We start from the raw sequence: 20,963 nt of genomic DNA on the forward strand, positions 1-20,963 counted from the left end.
CGCCGCATACGGTGGATCACACTGCCCGTCTAAACGCTCCCGAACAATGGCGCATTGAAACGCGTCAAAGCCACAAGCATCGCCTCTTTCACCAGCCGGACGCGCGGCAGTTCCGCCGACTGCTCGTGGACCAGCATCCAGAGGTCGGATACCAATGGCGCCACGTCGGGCAGCAGCGCGACAAAGCCGGCTGCCTCGGCGGCGAATGCGGGTAGCACGGCAAAGCCAAGGCCGTTCCTGACCGCCGCGATCTGCGCACCAAACGAAGTGAGGCGCATCGCCGGCTGGAGGCCGGGGCACAGGGTTTCGAGCCAGGTCACCATGATCAAATAGGTGAGATCCTCGCTCCAGCCGATCACCCGATGACGATGGAGGTCAGCCGGGGCTTCGGGCACGCCGCAGCGGGCGAGATAATCCGGCGCCGCATAGAGCCCGAAAGCGAGAGAGCCGATCTTGCGCTGGCGATAGTTGCCCTGCTGCGGACGGACAAGACGCAGCACGATATCGGCTTCCTCACCGACAAGCCGCACCGGCCGCACGCTCGAATGCATCTCCAGCCGGATGCCCGGATGGGCCTGCAGGAAACCGGCCAGCCCCGGCAACAACACCTCCTGCCCGAGCAACTCGGGCACGTCGATGCGCACGGGTCCTGCGAGATCGCTGTCCTTCTCGCGTGCCGCGCGCTCGAAGACGCGCATCTGCGCCTCGGCCCGCTCGGCCGGCGCCAGGAGGTCCTCGCCCGCCGGCGTCAGGTCATAACCGTCGCGATGCGACCGAAAGAGCTTGACCTCCAGCGCCGCCTCCAGTGCCTCGATCCGGCGCGAAACGGTCGACGCGCTGACGCCAAGTCTGGCGGAGGCAGCACTAAGCGACCGCGCATTGGCGACGGCCAGAAAGAACTTCAGATCATTCCAGTCCATTTTCTTTCCATTTTTGGAAAATCGGATTGCGGAAAGGTTTCTCGACCGGCGCTGAAAAATCAAGCAGATTCCACAAATCCCCTGGAGAGAACAGCATGACCATCAAGACCGAAGCCTTCCAATTTTCCGAATTTGGCACGCCAGAGGTGCTCGCTTTTAAAACCGGGGCGTTGGCCGACCCCGCGCCGGGCGAAATCCAGATCCGCCACCTCGCGATCGGCGTGAACTATATCGACGTCTATCATCGCCTCGGCACCTCACCCCTCCCGCTGCCGAGCGGCCTCGGCGTCGAAGGCGTCGGCATCGTCACCGCACTTGGCGAAGGGGTGACGGGGTTTGCCGTCGGCCAACGCATCGCCTATGTCGGCGGCCCGCCCGGCGCCTATGCCACCCACCGCAACCTGCCCGCCGCACGGGCGCTGGCGCTGCCCGACGCGCTGGACAGCCAGGAGGTCGCAGCACTCGTCTTCAAGGGGCTGACCGTCGAGTATCTGATCCGCCGCTGTTTTCCGGTGAAACGCGGCGACACGGTGCTGTTTCATGCGGCAGCCGGCGGCGTCGGCTCGATCGCCTGCCAATGGCTCAACCACCTCGGCGCGACGATCATCGGCACGGTCAGTTCCGCCGAAAAGGCCGGGATCGCCCGCGCCAACGGCTGCGATCATGTGGTCCTCTATACCGAAGAGGATTTTCAGGCGCGCGTCACCGAGATCACCGGCGGCAAGGGTGTCGATGTCGTCTATGATTCCGTCGGCGCCGAAACCTTCGCCAAATCCCTCGATTGCCTGCGCCCGCGCGGCACGCTGGTGTCCTTCGGCGCCTCCTCCGGCCCGGTGCCGCCGCTTGACGTCTCCTCGCTTGCGGCCAAGGGCTCGCTCTATGCCACCCGCCCCTCGATCGCGCACTACACCGCAGACCGAAGGGAATATGAGACGGCGGCACGAGACCTGTTTGGCGCGATCCAGGCAGGGACCGTTCGCGCCTCCGCCATCACCACCTATCCGCTGCCCGAAGCGCGCAAGGCGCACGAGGACCTGGAGGCCCGTCGCACGACGGGGTCCGCGGTTCTGCTGCCCTGAACCGACGGCTACTTCCAGCCTATCACCGTCCTTTTGCCGGCCGCGCGATCGTCGATCGAGCGGCCGGTCGCTTCGCTTGCTCCGGTTCCGGCAGCGAAATGGCGGAACCGAAACAGCCACCAGTTTTCCGGGAATAAATCCCCCACGCACTGTGTCTCATGGCTGGATCTGCAAGCATGCGGCTCTTGCGGAACGGGACGAGGAGGCATCCGCCCGTTTCCGGATAGGAAAATCATCTTGAGGAAGGATAATTGCCATGAGAACGTTTCCATTGACGATCGCCATGCTCCTTGCCGCCAGCGCCGTGGCTTTTGCCGCACCGCCGGTCAAGGAAGTCGAATCGGCCAAGGGCAAGGTGCTGGCCGGTGAAAACGGCATGACGCTCTATACCTACAAGGACGACCATGGCGGCAAATCCAGTTGCTACGACGCCTGCGCCACGAACTGGCCGCCTTTCCTGGCGGAAGCCAGCGCCAAGGCAGACGGCGCCTATACGGTCGTCGAGCGCAAGGACGGCAAGAAGCAATGGGCCAAGGACGGCATGCCGCTCTATTTCTTCGTCAAGGACAAGAAGATGGGTGACATTACCGGCGACGGTATGAAGAAGGGCGAATGGAATGTCGCCAAGCCGTAATGGCGGAGATGCGGATGTGGGGGCAAATGGCCCCCCATCCGACCGGTTCGAGGAAGATGTGCTGGCCCTGGTGCCGGCGCTGCGACGCTATGCGCGCAGCCTCGTGCGCTCGGATCCGGATGGCGAGGACCTGTTGCAGGATTGCGTGGAGAAGGTGCTTTCGCGCCGCGCGCAATGGCGCGGCGTCAACCTGCGCGCCTGGGCCTTCACCATCATGACCAATCTCGGACGCAACCGGCACCGCTACCTCTCCATGCACCCGCAGGTGGCGCTGGATGAGGATCTGGGGCTGGAGGCGGAGAACCGCGAAAGCGACCCTCTCGAACGCTCCAAGCTCGAGCGGGCGCTGAACGGCCTTTCCTCGGAAAACCGTTCGGTGCTGATGCTCGTGGTGATCGAGGGGTACCGCTACCAGGACGTGGCCGAGATGATGGCCATTCCGATCGGCACTGTGATGTCGCGGCTGTCACGCGCCCGGCGCCAGCTTGCCGAAGCCATGAAGGACGATAATGTGATCAGCATGCGGAGACCGAAATGACGGAAGATCCCAACACCGTCTCCGAAGACGATCTGCACGCCTATGTCGACGGTTTCGTGACCCCACGGGAACGCGAACGGATCGAGCAATGGCTGGAGAGCAACCCCGCACGCGCCGAAGAAGTCCGGCAATGGCAGGCGCAGGCAGTGGACCTTCGGGCGCTCTTCGCCGGCTACGCCCACAGCGACACACGTGACCGCGCCTTGCTCTCGAAAAGCAGCGGCACCGAACTTCTGCAGCCGAACCCGGACAAGGAAACACGATCCGCCGGCGGCCGTCTGCGCGCCATTGCCGCCGGTCTCGCCCTCTTTGCCGCTGGCGGACTGACCGGCCTCTATGCACCCTCGCTGTTTTCGATCGATGCCGGCAGCCGGCCGATCGAGACCGCCGACAGCCTGCCGCGGCAGGCGCAATCCGCCTTCCTGGTCTATGCCAGCGAGGTACGCCACGCCGTCGAGGTCGGTGCCGACGAGCAGAGCCATCTCGCCACCTGGCTGGGAAAACGCCTCGACCATCCGCTGACGATCCCCGATCTCTCCTCGCTCGGCTTCTCGCTGGTCGGAGGGCGGCTGCTGCCGGTCAATGGCAAGGCGGGCGCGATGTTCATGTATGAGGATGGCACCGGACGCAGGCTCACGGTCCTTCTCGGCCGCAACGACGACAACCGCGAGACCAGTTTCCGCATCGACGAGAACGACGGCGTCGAGACCTTCTACTGGATTGACGGGCCGATCGGCTACGCCGTCACCGGCGAGGTGCCGCGCAGCCTTTTGCAGCAGGTGGCCGACGAGTGCTACCGCCAGTTCGACAAGAGCGAGGCGACCAGGAGTTGAGATGGCGGCACGCCCTCTTGGGCGCGCTCCTCCCGATCAGAAAAAGCCGAGCAGCTTGTAGCGGGTCTTGCGGCGCGCATCGTTCCAGAACATGCGGAACAGCAGGAACTTCTTCCACGGCGACATCGGCGGCAGCTTGTCCTTCAGCCGGTAGCAGCCGACCGTATAGTCCCAGCGCTGCGAGAACTTTTCCCGGAAGGTCTTTGCACCATAGCGCTGTTGTGATCCCGATCCCTCGATGAAGTGAAATTCGGGCCCCTCCACATAGGCGACGAGATCGCGCACCACGAACTCCGTGACGATGTAGGAGGCGCCGGTCCAGGGATAGCTGAACTCCGCATAGCGCCGGAGCAGGATCTCCAGGCTGCCTTGCGAGCGGTAGATGCCGTACACCCATTCGGACGGATAACTCAGATTGCGCGGGATGTTGCCGTCGCGCACGCGCTGGGCAAAATCGAAGACATCGCGGTTGGGGCTGGCAAGGCGCCCCTTGCCGTCTTTGAACCGCCTGACGTCCGAAACTCCGAGCAGCTTGGTCTTGTCCGCGTCCAGGGCGGCAACGAGGCGCGACAGATAGTCGAGCGTCGAAAAGTCGTCGCAAGCCCTGAGGCAGAAATATTCGCCGAGTTCGGTGCCGAGGTGGAAGCACTTGAGGAAGTTGTCGTCGGCCTTGAGATGCACCTCGTTCTCGATCACCTCGAAACGAGGATCCTTCGCGGCGAAAGCCCTGGCGATCTCCAGCGAACCATCGGTCGACCTGTTCTCGACGATGATGGCGCGAAAATCCTTAAGATCCTGATCCGCGATGCACTGCAGGCACTTTTCCAGGGTCTTCGCACCATTGAAGACCGGAAACAGAACGACGAGTTTCGCCTTCTCCATTCTCACTCCAAGCTATTTGCCGAGCGGCGCTTCAGGCGCGCTCAAGCCGCGTTATAAATCCGAGATCCAGCAATTGCCGGGATCCGGTGAAGCGCACCGAAACATCCGAGGTCAACTGCAGACCGCCGGCGTTTGCGATGTTCTCCTTGATCTTCACATAGACGGAGGAGGCATCGAAATACTGCCCGCCTGCCGCGGCCGCATCGACGACCTCGGCATAATCGGCAAAGAACTTGAAATGCAGCAGCACGCCCATGGCAGCCGGAAAATTCCGGTCATAGGGCAAGGGCTGATGGATGCTGGGGCCAAAACAGCACTCGCCATCCCAGAACAGCACCGGATACTTGACCATCTCCAGGTCGGTTCCGAACTTGCGATAGCGCGGCCCACCCTTGACGCTGAAGGCCCGCTTCATCGCATGCATGGTGTAGCCGGTGGCATCGAAATGATCGGCAATCTCCCAAGGAGCCTGCTGCTTCAGATTTTCGACGTCGGCGCGCTCGAGATCAACAGGATACATGTCGAGCATGGGGGCGAGCATGCGGCGGGCGCCCATGCGCTCCAGCGCCGGGATGAGCCACTTCAGTCCGCGTTCCTCGTAGCCGTCATAGACGAGATACTCGTCGGAATCGACATTGACGTACCATCGACCAGTGCCGTAGCGCTCGAACAGCGTTTCCCGCCACTCGCGCCCGCGCCGCGCCTCCTTGAAACGCACGATCGACGACCAGACGTCGACATCCGGCTGCGCCACCAGATATTCACGCGTACCGTCGGACGAGACGTCGTCGATGCAGATGAAGCGTGTCACCCCGAGCTTGCGGTAATGCGTCAGGAACGACGGCATCAGTTTGAGGTCGTTGTGGGTGATGAACATCAACGGGATATCGTCGGACGACAAGGTTGCCGGCCCCCGCGCGTTCAGGCACGTCAATTCGTGCCGGCGCTTCTTCTTCCTCTCCCGCCGGGCCATCCTTTTGGTTTCCAGCCATGTGCTGAGGCGTTCGAGCGGCGTTCTCCTGAACATCTCCGCGGCCGCCTCCATGGAGGAAAAAGGATATCGAGTTTCGCCCACGGCAAGCTCCGGATCGTTTGGATGAGCAGCCTCTACGTGAAAAACCCTCTACGATCAACTTGCGAAGGCCCTCCGGATCGGAGCCTTCGCAGTCAGGGTCGCTCAGGATCGTTGGCGAGCATGATCGGCTGTCCGTGCGGCGTCGCTTCAGCCGCCCGCTGCCAGCTCAGCGTCAAATCTTCAAGCTCGCGGCCGGAGGCAAGCGAAAGCTCGGTGACAAGGCGCGAAAGTGCGGCCACCCAGCAATCATAATAGTCGCTGGCATCCGCCTTGCGTCCGGGCTTGTAGAGTTCGGCCGACAGCGCCTCGGCCCATTCCGGCCACGAGAATACGCCCTTTTCATGCAGGCGAACGGTCATGGCGAAGGCGTTCGCCTGCCAGGGTTCGGCAAAGACCGGATCACCCTCCGGCGATTTCGGCAGTTCGGCCGAGGCAACGAGCGGCGACGTCACCTTACATGTGGTGTTCAAGGTAGCTCTCCCAGGCATCGATCGAGACGGTCAGCGTCGGGTCGGCGCCCTCGCCCCAGATCTCGGGCCCGTCGAAGACGACGGTATAGACCCATTGCGGATTCTCGCCGCGGCCGTGGGCGTTATCATCAGGAAAGACGAAGGAGCCCTGCACCGCCTCCACTCGCCCGCGCTTGGCGCGGGCGTAGCGCGGCAGGCGCGTATGGGTTTCCGGATTGAAGTTCTTGGTCTTCACCGGGTCGCCGACGGCAAAGCGCGGTGCGACCTCGACCGGGCGGTCGCAGGGGCCGCCCTTGGCAAGTACGCCCGCCACCATGTCCGCCTTCAAGACCCGCTTCGGGCTCGCCCCCTGTTCCAGCCTATGCCCGCCGTCGAGCTCGGCTTGCGTCACGAAGCCGTGGCGCTTCAGGAGCTTTTCCAGCGCCCGCGTCCAGATCTCGTAGTAGCTTGCCGACAGATAGGTCGCCGCCGGCAGGCTCTCGCGCGCATGCCGGCTTTCATCGATCGTCCAGGCCCCGAAGGCACCGCAGGAAAGCGTGACGCCGAGCGCCCGTCTCTCCCATTCGCCGTGGAAATAGGGTTCGTCCTTTTCCGGCGCCACCGGGCCTAAGCCATGGGCGCCGCCGAGATCGTGCGGACCGTTCATCGAAGCGTCTCCCCGGAAAGGGCGATCCCGGTGCCGATCATGGCATCGCGCGTCACCAGCGCTGCCAGTTCGTCCTCGCTGAAATCTTCCGTTCCTGCCGGGCGCTCGGGGATCACCAGATAGCGCAACTCGGCGGTCGAATCCCAGACCCGGATGCGCGTCGTTTCCGGCAATGTCAGCCCGAATTCGGCAAGGACCCCGCGCGGATCGATGACCGCACGCGAGCGATAGGGCGGCGCCTTGTACCAGACCGGCGGCAGGCCGAGCACCGACCAGGGATAGCAGGAACAGAGCGTGCAGACGACGAGGTTATGGGTGTCTGCCGTATTGAACACGGCGCGCATGTGCTCGCCCTGCCGGCCGGTATAGCTGAGGCTCGCGATCGCTTCGGTGGCATCGCGCTTGAGCCACTCGGCGAAATCGGGGTCGACCCAGGCCTTGGCCACCACGCGCGCGCCGTTGCGCGGCCCGATCTTCGTCTCGTAGGTCTCCACGATCGCGTCGATCGCCGCCGGATCGATCAGCCCCTTCTCCGTCAGCACCGTCTCCAGCGCCTTCACCCGCGCTTCCATATCGGTGAAGTGGTTGTCGTGGTGATGATGGTCGTGACCGTGGTGATCGTGGCCATGATGGTGTTCGGACATTGCCTGGCTCCTCGCAGCGGCACACCCTTCGGGTGCGGACAGCGCTGCCTCCTCACTCGGGCGACAGTGGTAGCTGATGAAATGAGAATTCGAAATCGATTTCATCAGCAACCGGCGGTTAGAATTGTCACCATGACAAGTCAGCCGTGCGGCGATGCTTCAGGCCTCGCCTTACCGCCTCGACGACAATTGCGCGCACCTCGCTAAACTATGGCGACAGATGATGCTGCCGCACGCAACCGCAGCTATTCTTGCGCCATGAAGGTTCTGATTCTCGGCGCCACCGGCTTCATTGGCTCGGTCCTCCTCGACAGGCTTGCAAGCGACGGACACACGGTGACCGGCCTTGGCCGCCATGTCGCCCGCGCCCGGCTGAAACGGCCGCAGGCGCAGTGGCTCTCAGCCGACCTCGCCCGGATGCGCGCCGCCGACGACTGGCGGCAGCTGGTCGAAAGCCATGACGTGATCGTCAACTGTGCCGGCGCGCTGCAGGATGGCCTCAACGACGACGTTGCCGCGATGCAGGAGGCGGCGATGCTGGCACTGTACGAAGCGGCGAAGGCATCGCCGGTGCGGATCGTCCAGATCTCAGCACCCCGGATCTCAGCACCATTGGGCGACGCCGGCAACGACAGCGCCTTCCTTGCCACAAAGTTCCGCGCCGATCGGGCACTGGCGACAAGCGGCGTGGCACATGTCATCCTGCGCCCGACGCTGGTGCTCGGTCGCAACGCCCATGGCGGTTCGGCCCTGCTGCGTGCTCTTGCCGCCCTGCCCTTCGCCATCCCGCTCGTCCACGCCGGGTCCCGCGTCGAGACGGTTGCCATGAGCGATGTAGCCGAAACAGTCAGCGCCGCCGTTGCCGATCTCTTGCCCGACGGAAGCGATCTCGTGCTTGGCCACGGGGCGCCGCCGACGCTTGCCGAACTCGTGGCATTGCACCGCCGGTGGCTTGGGCTGCCCGCCGCCAGGATCGTGTCACTGCCCGCGTCACTTGCAGCACCCGTCGGGTTCCTCGCCGATATCGCCGGACGGCTCGGCTGGCGATCGCCACTGCGCTCCACGGCACTTGCAGTGATGGCCGGCGGCGTCTGCGCCGCAGGCTCGCAGAGAGCGCCGGGGCCATTCCTGTCGGCCAGCCAAAGCCTTTCGGCCAACCCATCGGGCGTTCAGGATCTCTGGTTTGCCCGGCTTTACCTGTTGAAGCCGCTCATGATTGTCGGCTTGTCGATCTTCTGGCTGCTGTCGGGGTTCGTTCCGTTCCTTGCCTTCGACGACGCTCGGCAGCATTTCCTGCGGTTCCTCTCTGAAGGGCCGGCAACGGCACTGACGCTTGCCACCTGCCTTGCCGACATCGCGCTCGGCATCGCCGTGCTCTTTCGCCCCTTTGCCAGGCGCGCGCTGCTCGGCATGCTCGCTCTGACTTTCGGCTACCTCGCCGCAGCCACCCTCGTTGAACCCGAACTCTGGGCCGATCCGCTCGGGCCGTTCGTCAAGGTCCTGCCCTCGATTCTGGCCACGCTCGTAACGCTTGCCATCCTGGATGAACGCTGATGCTTCAGGAAGAACTGCTGCGCCTTGCCCATGTGATCGGCGCCGCCGTGCTCTTCGGCACCGGTGCGGGCATCGCCTTCTTCATGGTGATGGCCAGGCGCACGCGCGATGCCAAGCTGATCGCCCATGTCGCCGGCACCGTCGTGGTTGCCGACACGATCTTCACCGCCACGGCCGTGGTGATCCAGCCAATCACCGGATACCTGCTGGCCAGAAGCGTCGGCTGGTCGCTGAGCGAGAGCTGGATCGTGCTGTCGCTGGCCCTCTACGTGGTGACAGGCCTCTTCTGGCTGCCGGTCGTGTGGATCCAACTGCGGCTGCGCGATCTCGCTCGCCTTGCCACAGCGAACGCCGTGCCGCTGCCGCCGGAGTTCGATAGGCTCTATGCCATCTGGTTTGCCTGCGGCTTTCCGGCGTTCCTTGCCGTCACCGGCATCTTCTGGCTGATGCTGACCAAGCCGCAGTTTCAGCTATTTTAGCATCGGCCAGAGGCTGACGACGAGCAGCACGGCCATGGTGATGTTGAACCATTTCAGCCGCGACGGTTCGGAGAGCCATTGGCGCAGCGCCGAGCCGAAGCCCGCCCAGGTGGACACGCTCGGCACATTGACCAGCGCAAAGACGAGGCCGACGACGAGCACGCTCATCAGATAGCTATCGCTGCTGGTATAGGTGGCCATGGCCGAAACCGCCATCACCCACGCCTTGGGGTTGACCCACTGGAAGGCCGCGGCGGAAAGGAAAGTCATCGGCCTGGCACCGGCCTTGCCTTCGCCGAGAGAGCGCGAGGTGCCGATCTTCCAGGCGATCCAGACAAGATAGGCGCCGCCGGCGAATTTCAGCGCCGTATAAAGAAGCGGCACCGAGTGGAGCAGCGCGCCGAGACCGAAGCCGACGGCGATCAGGAGCACGAAGAAGCCGGCACCGATGCCCAGCATATGCGGAACGGTGCGCACGAAGCCGAAATTCACGCCCGATGCAAAAAGCATCATGTTGTTCGGCCCTGGTGTGATCGAGGTGGTGAATGCGAACAAAAACAGCGCCAGCAGCGTATCGGCCTGCATGGTTACCTCCGGCTCAATTGGGTCAACATAATTGACCTATTGACCGGCACCAGCCGCGAACTTGTCATGGTGACAAGTTGCAGCGCATTCGCCCGCTGTCAGTTCGCGGGACCGACAGGGCGGCGCAGTAAAGGCCGCACCGCCTTGCCTGTCAAAGAACGATGGCTGGCCTCAGCCCCACTTCATCTCGCCCTCGGCAACCTTGGCGCCGAGTTCGAGCGTCGAGGCGCCGGGCAAATCCGGATAACGCTTGGTCATGGCGGCAATCAACTCGGCGCTGTCCTTGGCAGCAGCCGCCGCCTCGTTGAACGCCACGAGATAATCGCGAGTGAAGCGGATCGCCTCGACGCCTTCCGGTCCGCCCTTGGACTTGTGCGCCGGCACGACGATCTCGGGGTTGCGCGCCGCCATGGTATCGAGTGCCTCGATCCATTTCTGCCGCCCTTCCGCCGTCGCCTCGTCGGCGACCCAGACATGCGAGCCGGAATAGACGAGCACGCCGCCGAAGATCGCGTTTAGTTCCGGCACGAAGAGATAGCGCCGGTCCTTCATCCCTTCGATCGTGACGATCTCGATCGTGCTGCCCTCGAGCGTCAGCGCGGTGCGGTCGTCCGGTTCCGGCATCACCAGATCGGCCAGCGTCTGCGGGCCGTTGTCTTTCAGTTGAGGTCCCCAGGTCGCAAGCTTGCCCTCGACATTCGCCTTTATCGCCGCGACGGTTGCCGAAGCTGCGATCACCTTGGCATCCGGGAAAGCCTCAACGACCGGCTTGAGGCTGAAGTAGAAGTCCGGGTCGTTGCAGCTGACGTAGATGGTCGTCAGCCGCTTGCCGGTCGCCTTGATCGCCTCGGCAACGGCACGGCCGTCCGAAAGCGTGAACCCGCCATCGATCAGGATCGCTTCGCTCTCGCCGGAAAGCAGCACCGGTGTGCGGTCAAACCCTGCCTCGTCGGCCTGGAAATAGCGCCATTGGAGTTTGGAGGCAGCCATGGCAAGCCCGCTGCCCATCGGCTGAATAAGGGCGGCGGCGCCGGCCGCCACCACCGTCTTGAGTGCAGTGCGACGGGTCAACTGGATTTGCATGGGGTCTCCTTGGGAGCTTTGATGGGACAGGCCCGGCAAAATGACGGTCGATGGCCTCTTGAAAAAGCCCGGGGACGCGAACAGATTGTCTAAAAATTTCAGACAATGGCTGATAGAACCAGATGACCGTCAATCTAAATCGCCTATCTCACTTCGTCGCCGTGGTCGAAAGCGGCTCGTTCACCGCAGCCGCCGACAGGCTGGGCCTCGCCAAGGCCGCCGTCAGCCATCAGGTCGCCCAGCTTGAGAAGGAACTCGGAACGACCCTGCTGGTGCGCACCACAAGGCGGCTGAGCCCGACGGCGACCGGCCAGCGCTTCTACGAGCGCGCGGCGCTGATCCTGCGCGATGCCGAGGAAGCCGTCGGCGCCGTCTCGGCCGAAACCGAAATCCCGAGCGGCACGCTGACGCTGACGGCGCCGCTCGATTACGGCGCCAAGGTCGTGACCAACGCGGTCGCCGCCTATCTTGCGCTTTATCCGGCGATGCGCGTGGACCTCAGCTTCAACGACACCGTGCTCGACATGATCGAGAAAAGACTCGACCTCGCCATCCGCGCCGGCTGGCTTATCGATTCCAGCGAGCGGGCAAAACGGATCGGCACCTTCGAACAGTATCTCGTCGCCTCGTCTGCCTATGCCGCAAAGCTTGGCGCGCTTTCGCACCCTGCCCCCTTGGCAGAGGCAGCCTGGATCGCCAATGGCGCTTTGAAGGCACCCCTGGAATGGAGATTTGCGCGTACTGGTAAAGAAACATCGATCCTCGGCAAGGCCCTGGTGACCGCCGACAGCACCGATTCCGCCCACAGTTGCGCGCTTGCCGGCATCGGCCTCGCGGTGTTGCCGGATTATCAGGTGCGCGGCGATATCGCCGAAGGCCGCCTCGTCCGGCTGCTCCCGGACTGGGCACTGCCTGCGGGCGGCATCCACGTCGTCTATCCGCCCTCGCATTTCCGCCCTGCCCGCGTGCGCGCCTTCGTCGAGATCCTGCAGCGCATGGAGAAGGAGCGCGGGCGTGTTGCCGGCTGATGGCCATGGCCCGAAAGGCCGATCGGACGCGCCAGATTGCTCCCTATGGCGCCTTTCCTGAAAGCGTTTCCGGTTTAAGGATAGAAACAGGCAGCACGTCAAAGTGCTACAGCAACCTTGGCCTATCTTGAAAGCAGCGCGCGCTGCAGCAAATTCGGTCCCGAGGAGAAAAGAATGCACGACCCGATCCCGACAACCACGCTTCCCGGCGGCCGCCAGGTCCCTGTTCTCGGCCAAGGCACCTGGCGCATGGGCGACGCAGCGGCCCGCAAGGCAGACGAAGTAAAGAGCCTGCAACTCGGCCTTAATCTCGGCATGACCCTGATCGACACGGCGGAAATGTACGGCAACGGCGCCTCGGAGCGCGTAGTCGGAGAAGCGGTGCGCGGCCGCCGCAACGAGGCCTTCATCGTCAGCAAGGTGCTGCCGTCGAATGCCAGCCGGATCGGCACCGAGGCCGCCTGCGAGCGCAGCCTGAAACACCTCGGCGTCGACCATATCGACCTCTATCTCCTGCACTGGCGCGGCGGCTATCCGCTGGCCGAAACCGTCGCCGCCTTCGAAGCCTTGAAGAAGGCCGGCAAGATCGGCGCCTGGGGTGTGTCGAATTTCGACGTCAACGACATGGAGGAACTGCTCGGCGTACCGGACGGAAAGAACGTCGCGGTCAACCAGGTGCTCTACAACCTCTCGCGCCGCGGCATCGAGTTTGACCTCCTGCCCTGGTGCCAGAAGCGCGGAATCGCGATCCTGGCCTATTCACCGCTCGACGAGGGCCGGCTGCTGCGCCACCCGGATCTCATCCACATTGCCAAGGCACACCAGGCGACGCCATCGCAGATCGCGCTTGCCTTCCTGAAAACCCGCCCCGGCGTCATCTCGATCCCGAAGACCGGTTCGGCGGACCGCGCCCGCGAAAATCGCGATGCGATGGACATTCACCTGACGGCGGAAGACCTAACCGATCTCGACCGCGCCTTCCCGCCGCCGAAGCGCAAGCGGTCACTGGAGATGATCTAGCCGGTCGCCGGTTCTGGCGCTAGCGCAGCAATCCGCGCAGGACCGGGCAGGTCCTACTACGACCGGCCATCTCGTGCGGACTTGCAGCCATGCGCCTGAGCCCGGCGCGCCTTTGCGTGTTGGCGCGGCCAGTTTGTCCACTACACCATCGTGACGAACAATCTGATCAACACGCTGAACGGCTTTGCCCAGGAGATCTGCCCCGTCAGCCGTCCTCTCAAGCGGGAAAGCGAAACCAAAGCGAAGAACGGTTGAGGCAATACCCTCGCCGGCTACCTCCTCCCCGCAAGCGGGGAGGAAGAAATCGGTCCCTTCGCTACACAAGCAACATCCCGCCGTCGACGTGGAGTTCGATGCCATTCACGAAGCGACCGGCATCCGAAGCGAGGAAGAGCGCGGCACTGGCAAGCTCTTCAGACGTGCCCAGCCGTCCCGCCGGGATAGTGTTGGCCATTTGCTCCAGAAAGGGCCCGCGTTCGGCCTCGGAGATTCCGAGCTTCCCGAGAATTTCCGTGTCCGTCGGCCCCGGGCTGAGAACGTTCACGCGAATACGACGCGACTTGAACTCGATCGCCCAGTTTCTGGCGAAAGCCGCCGCCGCAGCTTTGGAACCGGCGTAAACCGCATGGTTGGGCAGAACCTTGGTTGCCGCCAGCGAACTGGTGATGATGATGCTCCCTCCGTCGTTCATGATGGGAACAATGGCTTGAACGCCGAAGAAGACGCCCTTCGTGTTGATGGAAAAATGCCGATCATAGGCTTCTTCGGAGATCGCGTCGGACGATTTGACGTCGATCACGCCTGCGTTGGCAAGGTAGATATCGATCGCACCAAATCGTTCAGCGACTTTGCTTGCGACGGCGCGATGATGAGCAAGGTCAGCCACATCGCCCTGGATGCCGATTGCACCATAACCAATCTCCTGAACGGCTTGATCGAGAAGGTCCTGGCGTCGAGCCGTGATGACGACCTGGGCACCTTCTTCGGCAAAAAGCTTGGCAGTCGCTTTTCCAATGCCACTGTTGCCGCCCGTAATAACGGCGACCTTTCCTTGAAGTGTTTTCATCTTCGTCTCCATGTTAGGTGTCACGGAGATAAGGATGCTTTGGACGGCACATTAGCGGGTTCATGAGCACATGACCTGTGCCTGCGAGGTGTAGATGCCCAATCTGCTGAACGAGACACCCGGCCTGATCGCATTCGTCAGGACTGTAGAGACCGGCTCGTTCAGCGCTGCGGCCAGGATCTTGAGGACCTCCCCGTCTGCCGTGTCGAGGAGTGTCGGAAGGTTGGAGGCCCTGGTCGGGGCCCGCCTGTTTCTGAGATCAACGCGCGCGCTGGTTCTGACCTTCGAAGGACAGTCTTTGTTCGACAAGGTTTCTCCTCTCCTTCGCCAGCTCGATACGTCGGACGAGATCGCCGGCGGTGAGGAAGCGCTCGCCGGAAGAATTCGTTTCAGCATGCCGAGCGAACTTGCCCGCTTCTTCATGACCCCGATATTTCGAGATTTTGCGCCGGCCTTCCCCGCGATCAAGCTGGAGGTGGGGCTCACCGACCGGCAAGTTGACTTGATCCGGGAAGACTACGACGTGGTGTTCCGCGTGGGCAGCGGCGGGCAAGGCGAACTGCGGGTGCGAAAGCTCGCGGATGTCAAAATGGTGATCGTCGCGTCTCCGTCCTATGTCGAGAAATACGGCAAGCCGCGCTCGGCGGATGAGGCTGCGACCCTTCCCTTCGCCCGATACACCGTCAACGGTATTCCGAGGCCGATGGTCTTTGCTGGCGGCGAACACTTCGCACCTCAGGGGCGCGTGGACTGCGACACCGGGCAGGCATTGCGCGCCGCTGCACTTCATGGTCTGGGGGCGGCACTGCTCATGCAGTGCGTGGTCCAGGACGAGTTGAACGACGGTCGCCTGATCGATATTTCAACCGAGCTGGACCTGCCAGCAGAGGCTCTTAATGTTGTGCACGCCTTCGGCCCGATGATGCCGCTTCGCGTTCGGCGATTTTGCGATTTCGTTGCCCAGCAAACCGGGAGTATTCCGGGTCTTTGAGGGCATCAGGCAACCGGCCTTGCAGTGAGAAGGAAATCGTCGCCCACTCGCCTGCAGAGGTCAGTCAGAGGAGCCTGCGATCTCCACCACCACCTTGCCCTTGGCGCGGCCGGATTCGAGATAGGCGAAGGCCTCGGCAACATCCTTGAGCGGAAACACCCGGTCGATCACGGGCCTGATCGTTTTGGCCTCGATGAGATCGGCAAGTTCGGCAAGCTCGGCACCATCAGGATGCATGAACAGGTAGCGGTAGGAAACGCCATGTTTCCTGGCGACGGCGCGGATCCTGTAGGACGCGAACCAGAAAAGCGCGCGTAAGAACAGGCCACGGCCGAGATCCTTCCGCGCGGTTTCAGGCTCGGGCATGCCGGCAATCGAGACCACTTTGCCGCCGCGCTTGACGACGCTGAATGACTTCAGGAGCGTTTCGCCGCCAAGCAGATCGAATGCGCCGTCCATGCCGCGCAACTGTTCCTCGAACCGCTCTTTCGTGTAATCGATCACCACGTCGGCGCCCAGGTCCTCGACAAGCGCACGCCCACGGGGCGATGCCGTGGTCGTGACCTCTGCGCCCAGCCACTTCGCCAGCTGGATGGCGAAGGTCCCGACGCCACCGGCGCCGCCGGGGATGAAGATCCGGCTGCCTTGGCCGACATGAAGTTCGTCACGCAGCGCCTGCAAGGCCGTCAGGCCGGCAAGCGGCACGCCGGCTGCCGTGTTGAAGTCGATCGATGCGGGCATCTTCGCCAGGAATTTGTCGGGCACGACGGCATATTCGCCCAAGCCACCCATGGCGCCCTTGGGCATGCGGGCGAAGACCCGGTCTCCCGGCTTGAAGGAGACAACGCCATCCCCGCGCGTCTCGACCACGCCCGAGAGCTCGTTGCCCATGACGGCAGGCAGCGGATAGCGCTGGACGACCTTGAGCATGCCTTCCCGCGTCTTGTAGTCGACCGGATTGAGGCCGGCTGCATGCACCCGCACAAGCACCTCGCCGCGCGCCGGTTTCGGGCGTGGTACGTCGCGCAACTGCGCAGCATCGGGACCGCCGTATCGCGTCAGAACAAAGGCTTGCATCTGCATGAAGGTGACCCGGCCGCCTGATATGGTTTCATAATCTTCTGCACGCGATTAATCGGAGAGAAATGCCGGCGAAGTCAACCGAGCACATGGCGTTCGGCGGCACGCGCCGGATGCTCATCGTGCTCCTCGTCCGGTTTGCCGGCACCTCCCCACGAGCGAACAGAAGGAAACGCCTGGCAACGTCCAGCACACAGCCACCGCATGCCACCAGACATCGCGACGACCGCCCTTGCGGACGCCCTCCCGCTATGCGCGTTTGGACACCACCACGGCCGCCATATAGGGTTCATGGGGTCTGGGGCGTTGAGACAGTCGATGCTCGAAGCGAGCGAACATCTCATTCACAAATGCATTCGGTTCGCGAGATGGCCCGATCAAGCGCGCGATCGTCGGCGCACACCAAGCCTGCGTCATGTCCGCGTGATGCTTGGCGAATGCCGACGCATCGCCAGTCCTCTCGAATTGCTCCCAGAATGGATCCGTGAGTTTGAAGAGCTCGAGATGATCAAGTGCAAGGTCAGCGAAACCTCCGGCCTGCATGAACGGCTGCTCGATCTCGGCCAGGGTTCGAAGACCGATCGGTATCGTCAGGTGCTTGCGTTCCGGTTCCGAGAGCCAGCCCTCCGTCTTCATGTCACACAACGTCAACCACAACTCACCGAGCAGCCATTCCCAGCCTGTGACATCAGCCGTGCGGGCCGTAAATCCCGCCAGGAGTTTCGCGCCGGGCCGCATCTCCCGCGACCGAAGCGTCAGAAAGCGCTCCAAATCCCTCGCCTGCTGCTGTGTCACCGCGGAAATCACGGCCGGTTCCGCGCTCATTCCAGCCAGAATATGGTCGGGCGCCTCGATCGTGCTGTCACTCATCCACTGCAATGCCCAGGTCGTCCAGGCCAGGGTCACGCGTTGAGGCGGAAACAGCGGTTCGAAATACGACCGGCCGATGGCGGAAGGAAAGACGTCGGAAGCTTCGTTCATGTAGCTGTTCGGGTCTGAAGCAAGCGCTTCAAACAGTGCCGAAAAATCGTTCGACGGGAGGTCCGTGTGGACGACTTCGATCGGTACGCTCGGACCGGATAGCGACCGCAACACCTTGATCGCCAGGCGCATGGGAACCATCGAATTGCGCCCCTGCGAACAACCGTAGTCAACAACGGTCACGGGACCTTCGCCAATGGCCACAGTTCGGCACGAAGCTTCCCACAATGAAAGCAGTGCCGCGATGCCAGTCGCCTGCATCGCCGAATGACGGTTGTAGAAGCCGTCTCCCTTCATCGCCGCCAGATGAGATGGCCCTCGATCGCTTGGCATGTCATCGCCTCGCTTGGCATGGCGACAGCTTAGCAAACCGACCGCCAAATGGCGAGCAATGGCACGAAGGTGGCAAGGGAACAATTGGTGGCGCTTGCTGCGACCAAGGACGGTCGGGCCACTGGAAAGGCAACAGTAGGACGGCGCACTCAGCGCCACCCCTTTCCCCGCCGTGCGGGGAAAAAGTCTGGGGTGAGATCCTCACCCCAGACTTAGCGGAAATCACATGCCCTGCGGGCCGCGGTTCATGGCGGCGATGCCGGTGCGGCAGACCTCGATGAGGCCGAGCGGCTTCATGATGGCGATGAACTGTTCGATCTTCGACGGCTTGCCGGTGATCTCGAAGACGAAGTGCTCGATGTTGGCGTCGATGACCGAGGCGCGGAACGCATCGGCGAGACGCAGCGCTTCGACGCGGTGATCGCCCGAGCCCTGAACCTTGACGAGCGCCAGTTCGCGCTCGATCGGCCGGTCGTGACCGAGCGTGCCGGCGCGTACCGTCAGGTCGACGACGCGGTGGACCGGAACCAGCCGCTCGAGCTGGTTCTTGATCTGGTCGAGCACGTGCGGCGTGCCGCGCGTCACGATTGTGATGCGCGACAGGTGCGCCTCGTGTTCCGTTTCCGAAACCGTGAGACTTTCGATGTTGTAGCCACGGCCCGAGAACAGGCCGATGACGCGGGCAAGGACGCCCGGCTCGTTGTCGACGAGAACCGAAAGCGTGTGGGTTTCGGCGAGCTCGGTCTCCTTGGCGATGAAGTAGGCGGAGCCGGTCGGTTGAAGGTGTGCGTTCATTTCGATTGGTTCCTCTACCTGTCTCAGACCAGCTGACGGCCCTTGGCGTCGATTGCGTTGGCGACCGCTTCGTCCGTGGCTTCGTCAGGCAACAGCATCTCGTTGTGGGCCTTGCCCGACGGGATCATCGGGAAGCAGTTGGCAAGGTTTGCAACGCGGCAATCGAAGATGACCGGCGCCGGCGTGTCGATCATCTTGCGGATCGCAGCGTCGAGTTCGCTCGGCTTGTCGCAGCGGATGCCGACGCCGCCATAGGCTTCCGCCAGCTTGACGAAGTCTGGCATGGCTTCCGTGTAGGAGTGCGACAGGCGGTTGCCGTGAAGCAACTGCTGCCATTGGCGCACCATGCCCATGTACTGGTTGTTGAGGATGAAGATCTTGACCGGCAGGCCGTACTGAACCGCGCAGGACATTTCCTGGATGCACATCTGGATCGAGGCGTCACCGGCGATATCGACGACGAGGCTGTTGGGATGTGCGACCTGGACGCCGATGGCGGCCGGGAAGCCGTAGCCCATGGTGCCGAGGCCACCCGAGGTCATCCAGCGGTTCGGCTGCTCGAAGCCGAAGAACTGGGCTGCCCACATCTGGTGCTGGCCGACTTCCGTGGTGATGTAGGTGTCGCGGCCCTTGCTGAGCTCATAGAGCCGCTGGATCGCGTATTGCGGCATGATGACGTCGTCGTTCGCCGCATAGGCGAGCGAATTGCGGGCGCGCCACTTGGTGATCGTCTCCCACCAGTCCGAGAGACGCGTCTTGTCGGCGCTCTTGGAAGCGGCGCGCCACAGGCGAACCATGTCTTCCAGAACCGTGCCGACATCGCCGAGGATCGGCACGTCGACGCGCACGTTCTTGTTGATCGACGACGGGTCGATGTCGATGTGGATCTTCTTGGAATTCGGCGAAAACGCGTTGAGGCGGCCGGTGATGCGGTCGTCGAAGCGGGCGCCGATGCAGACCATGACGTCGCAGTCATGCATCGCCATGTTGGCCTCGTAGGTGCCGTGCATGCCGAGCATGCCGAGCCAGGCCTTGCCGGAGGCCGGATAGGCGCCAAGGCCCATCAGCGTCGAGGTGATCGGGAAGCCGGTCAGTTCGACCAGTTCGCGCAGCAGATGCGAGGCTTCCGGACCGGAATTGATGACGCCACCGCCGGAATAGATGATCGGCTGGCGCGCATTGCGCATCAGCTCGACCGCTTCCTCGATCTTCTTCAGATCGCCCTGCTTTTTCGGCTGGTAGCTCTTCTGGGTCGGGACGGCTGACGGCGGCGTATAGGTGCCGGTCGCGAACTGGATGTCCTTCGGGATGTCGACGACGACCGGACCCGGGCGGCCGGACTGGGCGACGCGGAAGGCCTCATGGATGATGCGGGCGAGATCGTTGACGTCCTTGACCAGCCAGTTGTGCTTGGTGCACGGCCGGGTGATGCCGACCGTATCGCACTCCTGGAAGGCGTCCGAGCCGATCAGCGAGGTCGGAACCTGGCCGGAGATGCAGACGAGCGGGATCGAATCCATCAACGCGTCCTGCAGCGGGGTGACCGCATTGGTGGCGCCGGGACCGGACGTGACCAGCATGACACCGACCTTGCCGGTCGAGCGGGCATAACCTTCGGCCATATGGCCGGCGCCCTGCTCGTGGCGAACGAGGATGTGCTGGATATCGTCCTGCTGGTGAATTTCGTCGTAGATCGGAAGCACGGCGCCGCCCGGATAGCCGAAGATATGCTCGACGCCGTTGTCTCTCAGTGCCTGGAGAACGATCTCCGCGCCTGTCATCTGGTTTTCTGTACCGCTCATTGACTTGCTTCCGTCCCTTTTCCCAGTTGGGTGCTTAGCTTGTTTGAAGGCATAAAAAAAGGCCCCGTCAGGAGCCTCGTTCAGCGCATGGGTGGCTACCGCCGGATGGTTACACCATCCTGCCCATGCGCCGTCCCACCACAAGAATAACCGCAAAATTTTTCATGGGCCGAGTTGATAAACACAAATGCCTGAGGCGTCAACGGCTTTTAGTTACACGATCGGGCATCCGCGCGGAACATTGTTGCGTGGGGCGGGGGCGCCTGCCCCCAGGTCGGCCGAGAAGTCCGGGCGGCCAGGATCATGGCGATCGCGGTTCGGGCCGCGCGTCTGCTGACGCGAAGCCCTGGGGACTGGGGCTTGACGGCGATGTGGCTTGGCGCTACCCCGCTTTCCGGGCTTCAGATCCCCGCCGCTCGCAGACGTCTTCGTCCCGGTGAAATCT

At 63.0% G+C, this 20,963-nt stretch carries 22 protein-coding genes; 9 read left to right on the plus strand and 13 right to left on the minus strand.

The annotated features are described in order from the left end of the window. Nucleotides 1–29: 29 nt before the first annotated feature. Nucleotides 30–920 (minus strand): LysR family transcriptional regulator, encoded by an 891-nt coding sequence (locus PWG15_RS11140; RefSeq protein WP_275019840.1) that lies wholly within the window; start codon nucleotides 918–920, stop codon nucleotides 30–32. A gap of 95 nt (nucleotides 921–1,015) precedes the next feature. On the opposite strand from PWG15_RS11140, the gene PWG15_RS11145 reads away from it, so the two are divergent. The 4 genes from PWG15_RS11145 to PWG15_RS11160 all read left to right on the plus strand — a co-directional run bounded on the left by PWG15_RS11145 (nucleotide 1,016) and on the right by PWG15_RS11160 (nucleotide 4,004). After that, nucleotides 1,016–1,999 carry a quinone oxidoreductase family protein gene (locus tag PWG15_RS11145; protein ID WP_275019841.1) on the plus strand — a complete coding sequence of 328 codons (984 nt, stop codon included), beginning with the start codon at nucleotides 1,016–1,018 and terminating at the stop codon, nucleotides 1,997–1,999. Nucleotides 2,000–2,255: 256 nt separating this feature from the next. After that, nucleotides 2,256–2,633: a COG4315 family predicted lipoprotein gene (locus PWG15_RS11150; protein ID WP_275019842.1), complete on the plus strand. Its 378-nt coding sequence runs from the start codon at nucleotides 2,256–2,258 to the stop codon at nucleotides 2,631–2,633. Beyond that, on the plus strand, nucleotides 2,617–3,171 hold the full coding sequence (locus PWG15_RS11155; RefSeq protein ID WP_275019843.1) for an RNA polymerase sigma factor: 555 nt from the start codon (nucleotides 2,617–2,619) through the stop codon (nucleotides 3,169–3,171). The genes PWG15_RS11150 and PWG15_RS11155 overlap by 17 nt, the downstream gene beginning before the upstream one ends. After that, nucleotides 3,168–4,004, plus strand: coding sequence for an anti-sigma factor family protein (locus PWG15_RS11160; protein WP_275019844.1), 837 nt, complete (start codon nucleotides 3,168–3,170; stop codon nucleotides 4,002–4,004). The genes PWG15_RS11155 and PWG15_RS11160 overlap by 4 nt, the downstream gene beginning before the upstream one ends. Nucleotides 4,005–4,040: 36 nt before the next feature. Here the strand turns inward: PWG15_RS11160 and PWG15_RS11165 are convergent, their stop codons facing one another. The 5 genes from PWG15_RS11165 to nthA all read right to left on the minus strand — a co-directional run bounded on the left by PWG15_RS11165 (nucleotide 4,041) and on the right by nthA (nucleotide 7,721). Continuing rightward, complete coding sequence (locus PWG15_RS11165; RefSeq protein ID WP_275019845.1) at nucleotides 4,041–4,886, minus strand: glycosyltransferase family 2 protein; 846 nt, start codon at nucleotides 4,884–4,886, stop codon at nucleotides 4,041–4,043. Between the two features lie 31 nt (nucleotides 4,887–4,917). Then, complete coding sequence (locus PWG15_RS11170; RefSeq protein WP_275019846.1) at nucleotides 4,918–5,913, minus strand: glycosyltransferase family 2 protein; 996 nt, start codon at nucleotides 5,911–5,913, stop codon at nucleotides 4,918–4,920. A gap of 140 nt (nucleotides 5,914–6,053) precedes the next feature. Continuing rightward, nucleotides 6,054–6,431 carry a nitrile hydratase accessory protein gene (locus PWG15_RS11175; protein ID WP_275019847.1) on the minus strand — a complete coding sequence of 126 codons (378 nt, stop codon included), beginning with the start codon at nucleotides 6,429–6,431 and terminating at the stop codon, nucleotides 6,054–6,056. Next, entirely contained in the window at nucleotides 6,415–7,077 is a 663-nt protein-coding gene (gene nthB / locus PWG15_RS11180; protein ID WP_275019848.1) for a nitrile hydratase subunit beta, read from the minus strand. The genes PWG15_RS11175 and nthB overlap by 17 nt, the downstream gene beginning before the upstream one ends. Further along, nucleotides 7,074–7,721, minus strand: a complete 648-nt coding sequence (nthA, locus tag PWG15_RS11185) for a nitrile hydratase subunit alpha (RefSeq protein WP_275019849.1) — start codon at nucleotides 7,719–7,721, stop codon at nucleotides 7,074–7,076. The genes nthB and nthA overlap by 4 nt, the downstream gene beginning before the upstream one ends. 258 nt (nucleotides 7,722–7,979) lie before the next feature. On the opposite strand from nthA, the gene PWG15_RS11190 reads away from it, so the two are divergent. Further along, nucleotides 7,980–9,275: an SDR family oxidoreductase gene (locus PWG15_RS11190; RefSeq protein WP_275019850.1), complete on the plus strand. Its 1,296-nt coding sequence runs from the start codon at nucleotides 7,980–7,982 to the stop codon at nucleotides 9,273–9,275. Continuing rightward, nucleotides 9,275–9,754, plus strand: a complete 480-nt coding sequence (locus PWG15_RS11195) for a DUF2269 family protein (protein WP_275019852.1) — start codon at nucleotides 9,275–9,277, stop codon at nucleotides 9,752–9,754. Before PWG15_RS11190 ends, PWG15_RS11195 begins: the two co-directional genes overlap by 1 nt. Here PWG15_RS11195 and PWG15_RS11200 read toward each other — a convergent pair. Both PWG15_RS11200 and PWG15_RS11205 read right to left on the minus strand, forming a co-directional pair. Then, complete coding sequence (locus PWG15_RS11200) at nucleotides 9,746–10,339, minus strand: LysE family translocator (RefSeq protein WP_275019853.1); 594 nt, start codon at nucleotides 10,337–10,339, stop codon at nucleotides 9,746–9,748. The genes PWG15_RS11195 and PWG15_RS11200 overlap by 9 nt on opposite strands. A gap of 171 nt (nucleotides 10,340–10,510) precedes the next feature. After that, complete coding sequence (locus tag PWG15_RS11205) at nucleotides 10,511–11,422, minus strand: MBL fold metallo-hydrolase (protein WP_275019854.1); 912 nt, start codon at nucleotides 11,420–11,422, stop codon at nucleotides 10,511–10,513. 122 nt (nucleotides 11,423–11,544) lie between these two features. On the opposite strand from PWG15_RS11205, the gene PWG15_RS11210 reads away from it, so the two are divergent. After that, nucleotides 11,545–12,450, plus strand: coding sequence for a LysR family transcriptional regulator (locus PWG15_RS11210; protein ID WP_275019855.1), 906 nt, complete (start codon nucleotides 11,545–11,547; stop codon nucleotides 12,448–12,450). Nucleotides 12,451–12,624: 174 nt separating this feature from the next. Next, nucleotides 12,625–13,470: an aldo/keto reductase gene (locus tag PWG15_RS11215; RefSeq protein ID WP_275019856.1), complete on the plus strand. Its 846-nt coding sequence runs from the start codon at nucleotides 12,625–12,627 to the stop codon at nucleotides 13,468–13,470. Between the two features lie 316 nt (nucleotides 13,471–13,786). Here the strand turns inward: PWG15_RS11215 and PWG15_RS11225 are convergent, their stop codons facing one another. After that, nucleotides 13,787–14,536 carry a glucose 1-dehydrogenase gene (locus PWG15_RS11225; protein WP_275024404.1) on the minus strand — a complete coding sequence of 250 codons (750 nt, stop codon included), beginning with the start codon at nucleotides 14,534–14,536 and terminating at the stop codon, nucleotides 13,787–13,789. A 94-nt stretch (nucleotides 14,537–14,630) separates the two neighbouring features. Between PWG15_RS11225 and PWG15_RS11230 the strand changes: the two genes are divergently transcribed. Continuing rightward, nucleotides 14,631–15,527: a LysR family transcriptional regulator gene (locus tag PWG15_RS11230; protein ID WP_275019857.1), complete on the plus strand. Its 897-nt coding sequence runs from the start codon at nucleotides 14,631–14,633 to the stop codon at nucleotides 15,525–15,527. Nucleotides 15,528–15,587: 60 nt separating this feature from the next. On the opposite strand, the gene PWG15_RS11235 is transcribed toward PWG15_RS11230, so the two are convergent. The 4 genes from PWG15_RS11235 to PWG15_RS11250 all read right to left on the minus strand — a co-directional run bounded on the left by PWG15_RS11235 (nucleotide 15,588) and on the right by PWG15_RS11250 (nucleotide 20,518). Further along, complete coding sequence (locus PWG15_RS11235) at nucleotides 15,588–16,610, minus strand: NADP-dependent oxidoreductase (RefSeq protein ID WP_275019858.1); 1,023 nt, start codon at nucleotides 16,608–16,610, stop codon at nucleotides 15,588–15,590. Nucleotides 16,611–16,856: 246 nt separating this feature from the next. Then, nucleotides 16,857–17,921, minus strand: coding sequence for a class I SAM-dependent methyltransferase (locus PWG15_RS11240; RefSeq protein WP_275019859.1), 1,065 nt, complete (start codon nucleotides 17,919–17,921; stop codon nucleotides 16,857–16,859). A gap of 222 nt (nucleotides 17,922–18,143) precedes the next feature. Next, a complete protein-coding gene (gene ilvN / locus PWG15_RS11245) occupies nucleotides 18,144–18,716 on the minus strand; it encodes an acetolactate synthase small subunit (protein WP_275019860.1) in 573 nt (190 codons plus the stop codon). A gap of 23 nt (nucleotides 18,717–18,739) precedes the next feature. Further along, nucleotides 18,740–20,518: an acetolactate synthase 3 large subunit gene (locus tag PWG15_RS11250; protein ID WP_275019861.1), complete on the minus strand. Its 1,779-nt coding sequence runs from the start codon at nucleotides 20,516–20,518 to the stop codon at nucleotides 18,740–18,742. Between the last annotated feature and the right edge of the window lie 445 nt (nucleotides 20,519–20,963).

The organism is Ensifer adhaerens (genome assembly GCF_028993555.1).
In the GTDB taxonomy this organism is placed as follows: Bacteria; Pseudomonadota; Alphaproteobacteria; order Rhizobiales; family Rhizobiaceae; genus Ensifer; species Ensifer adhaerens_I.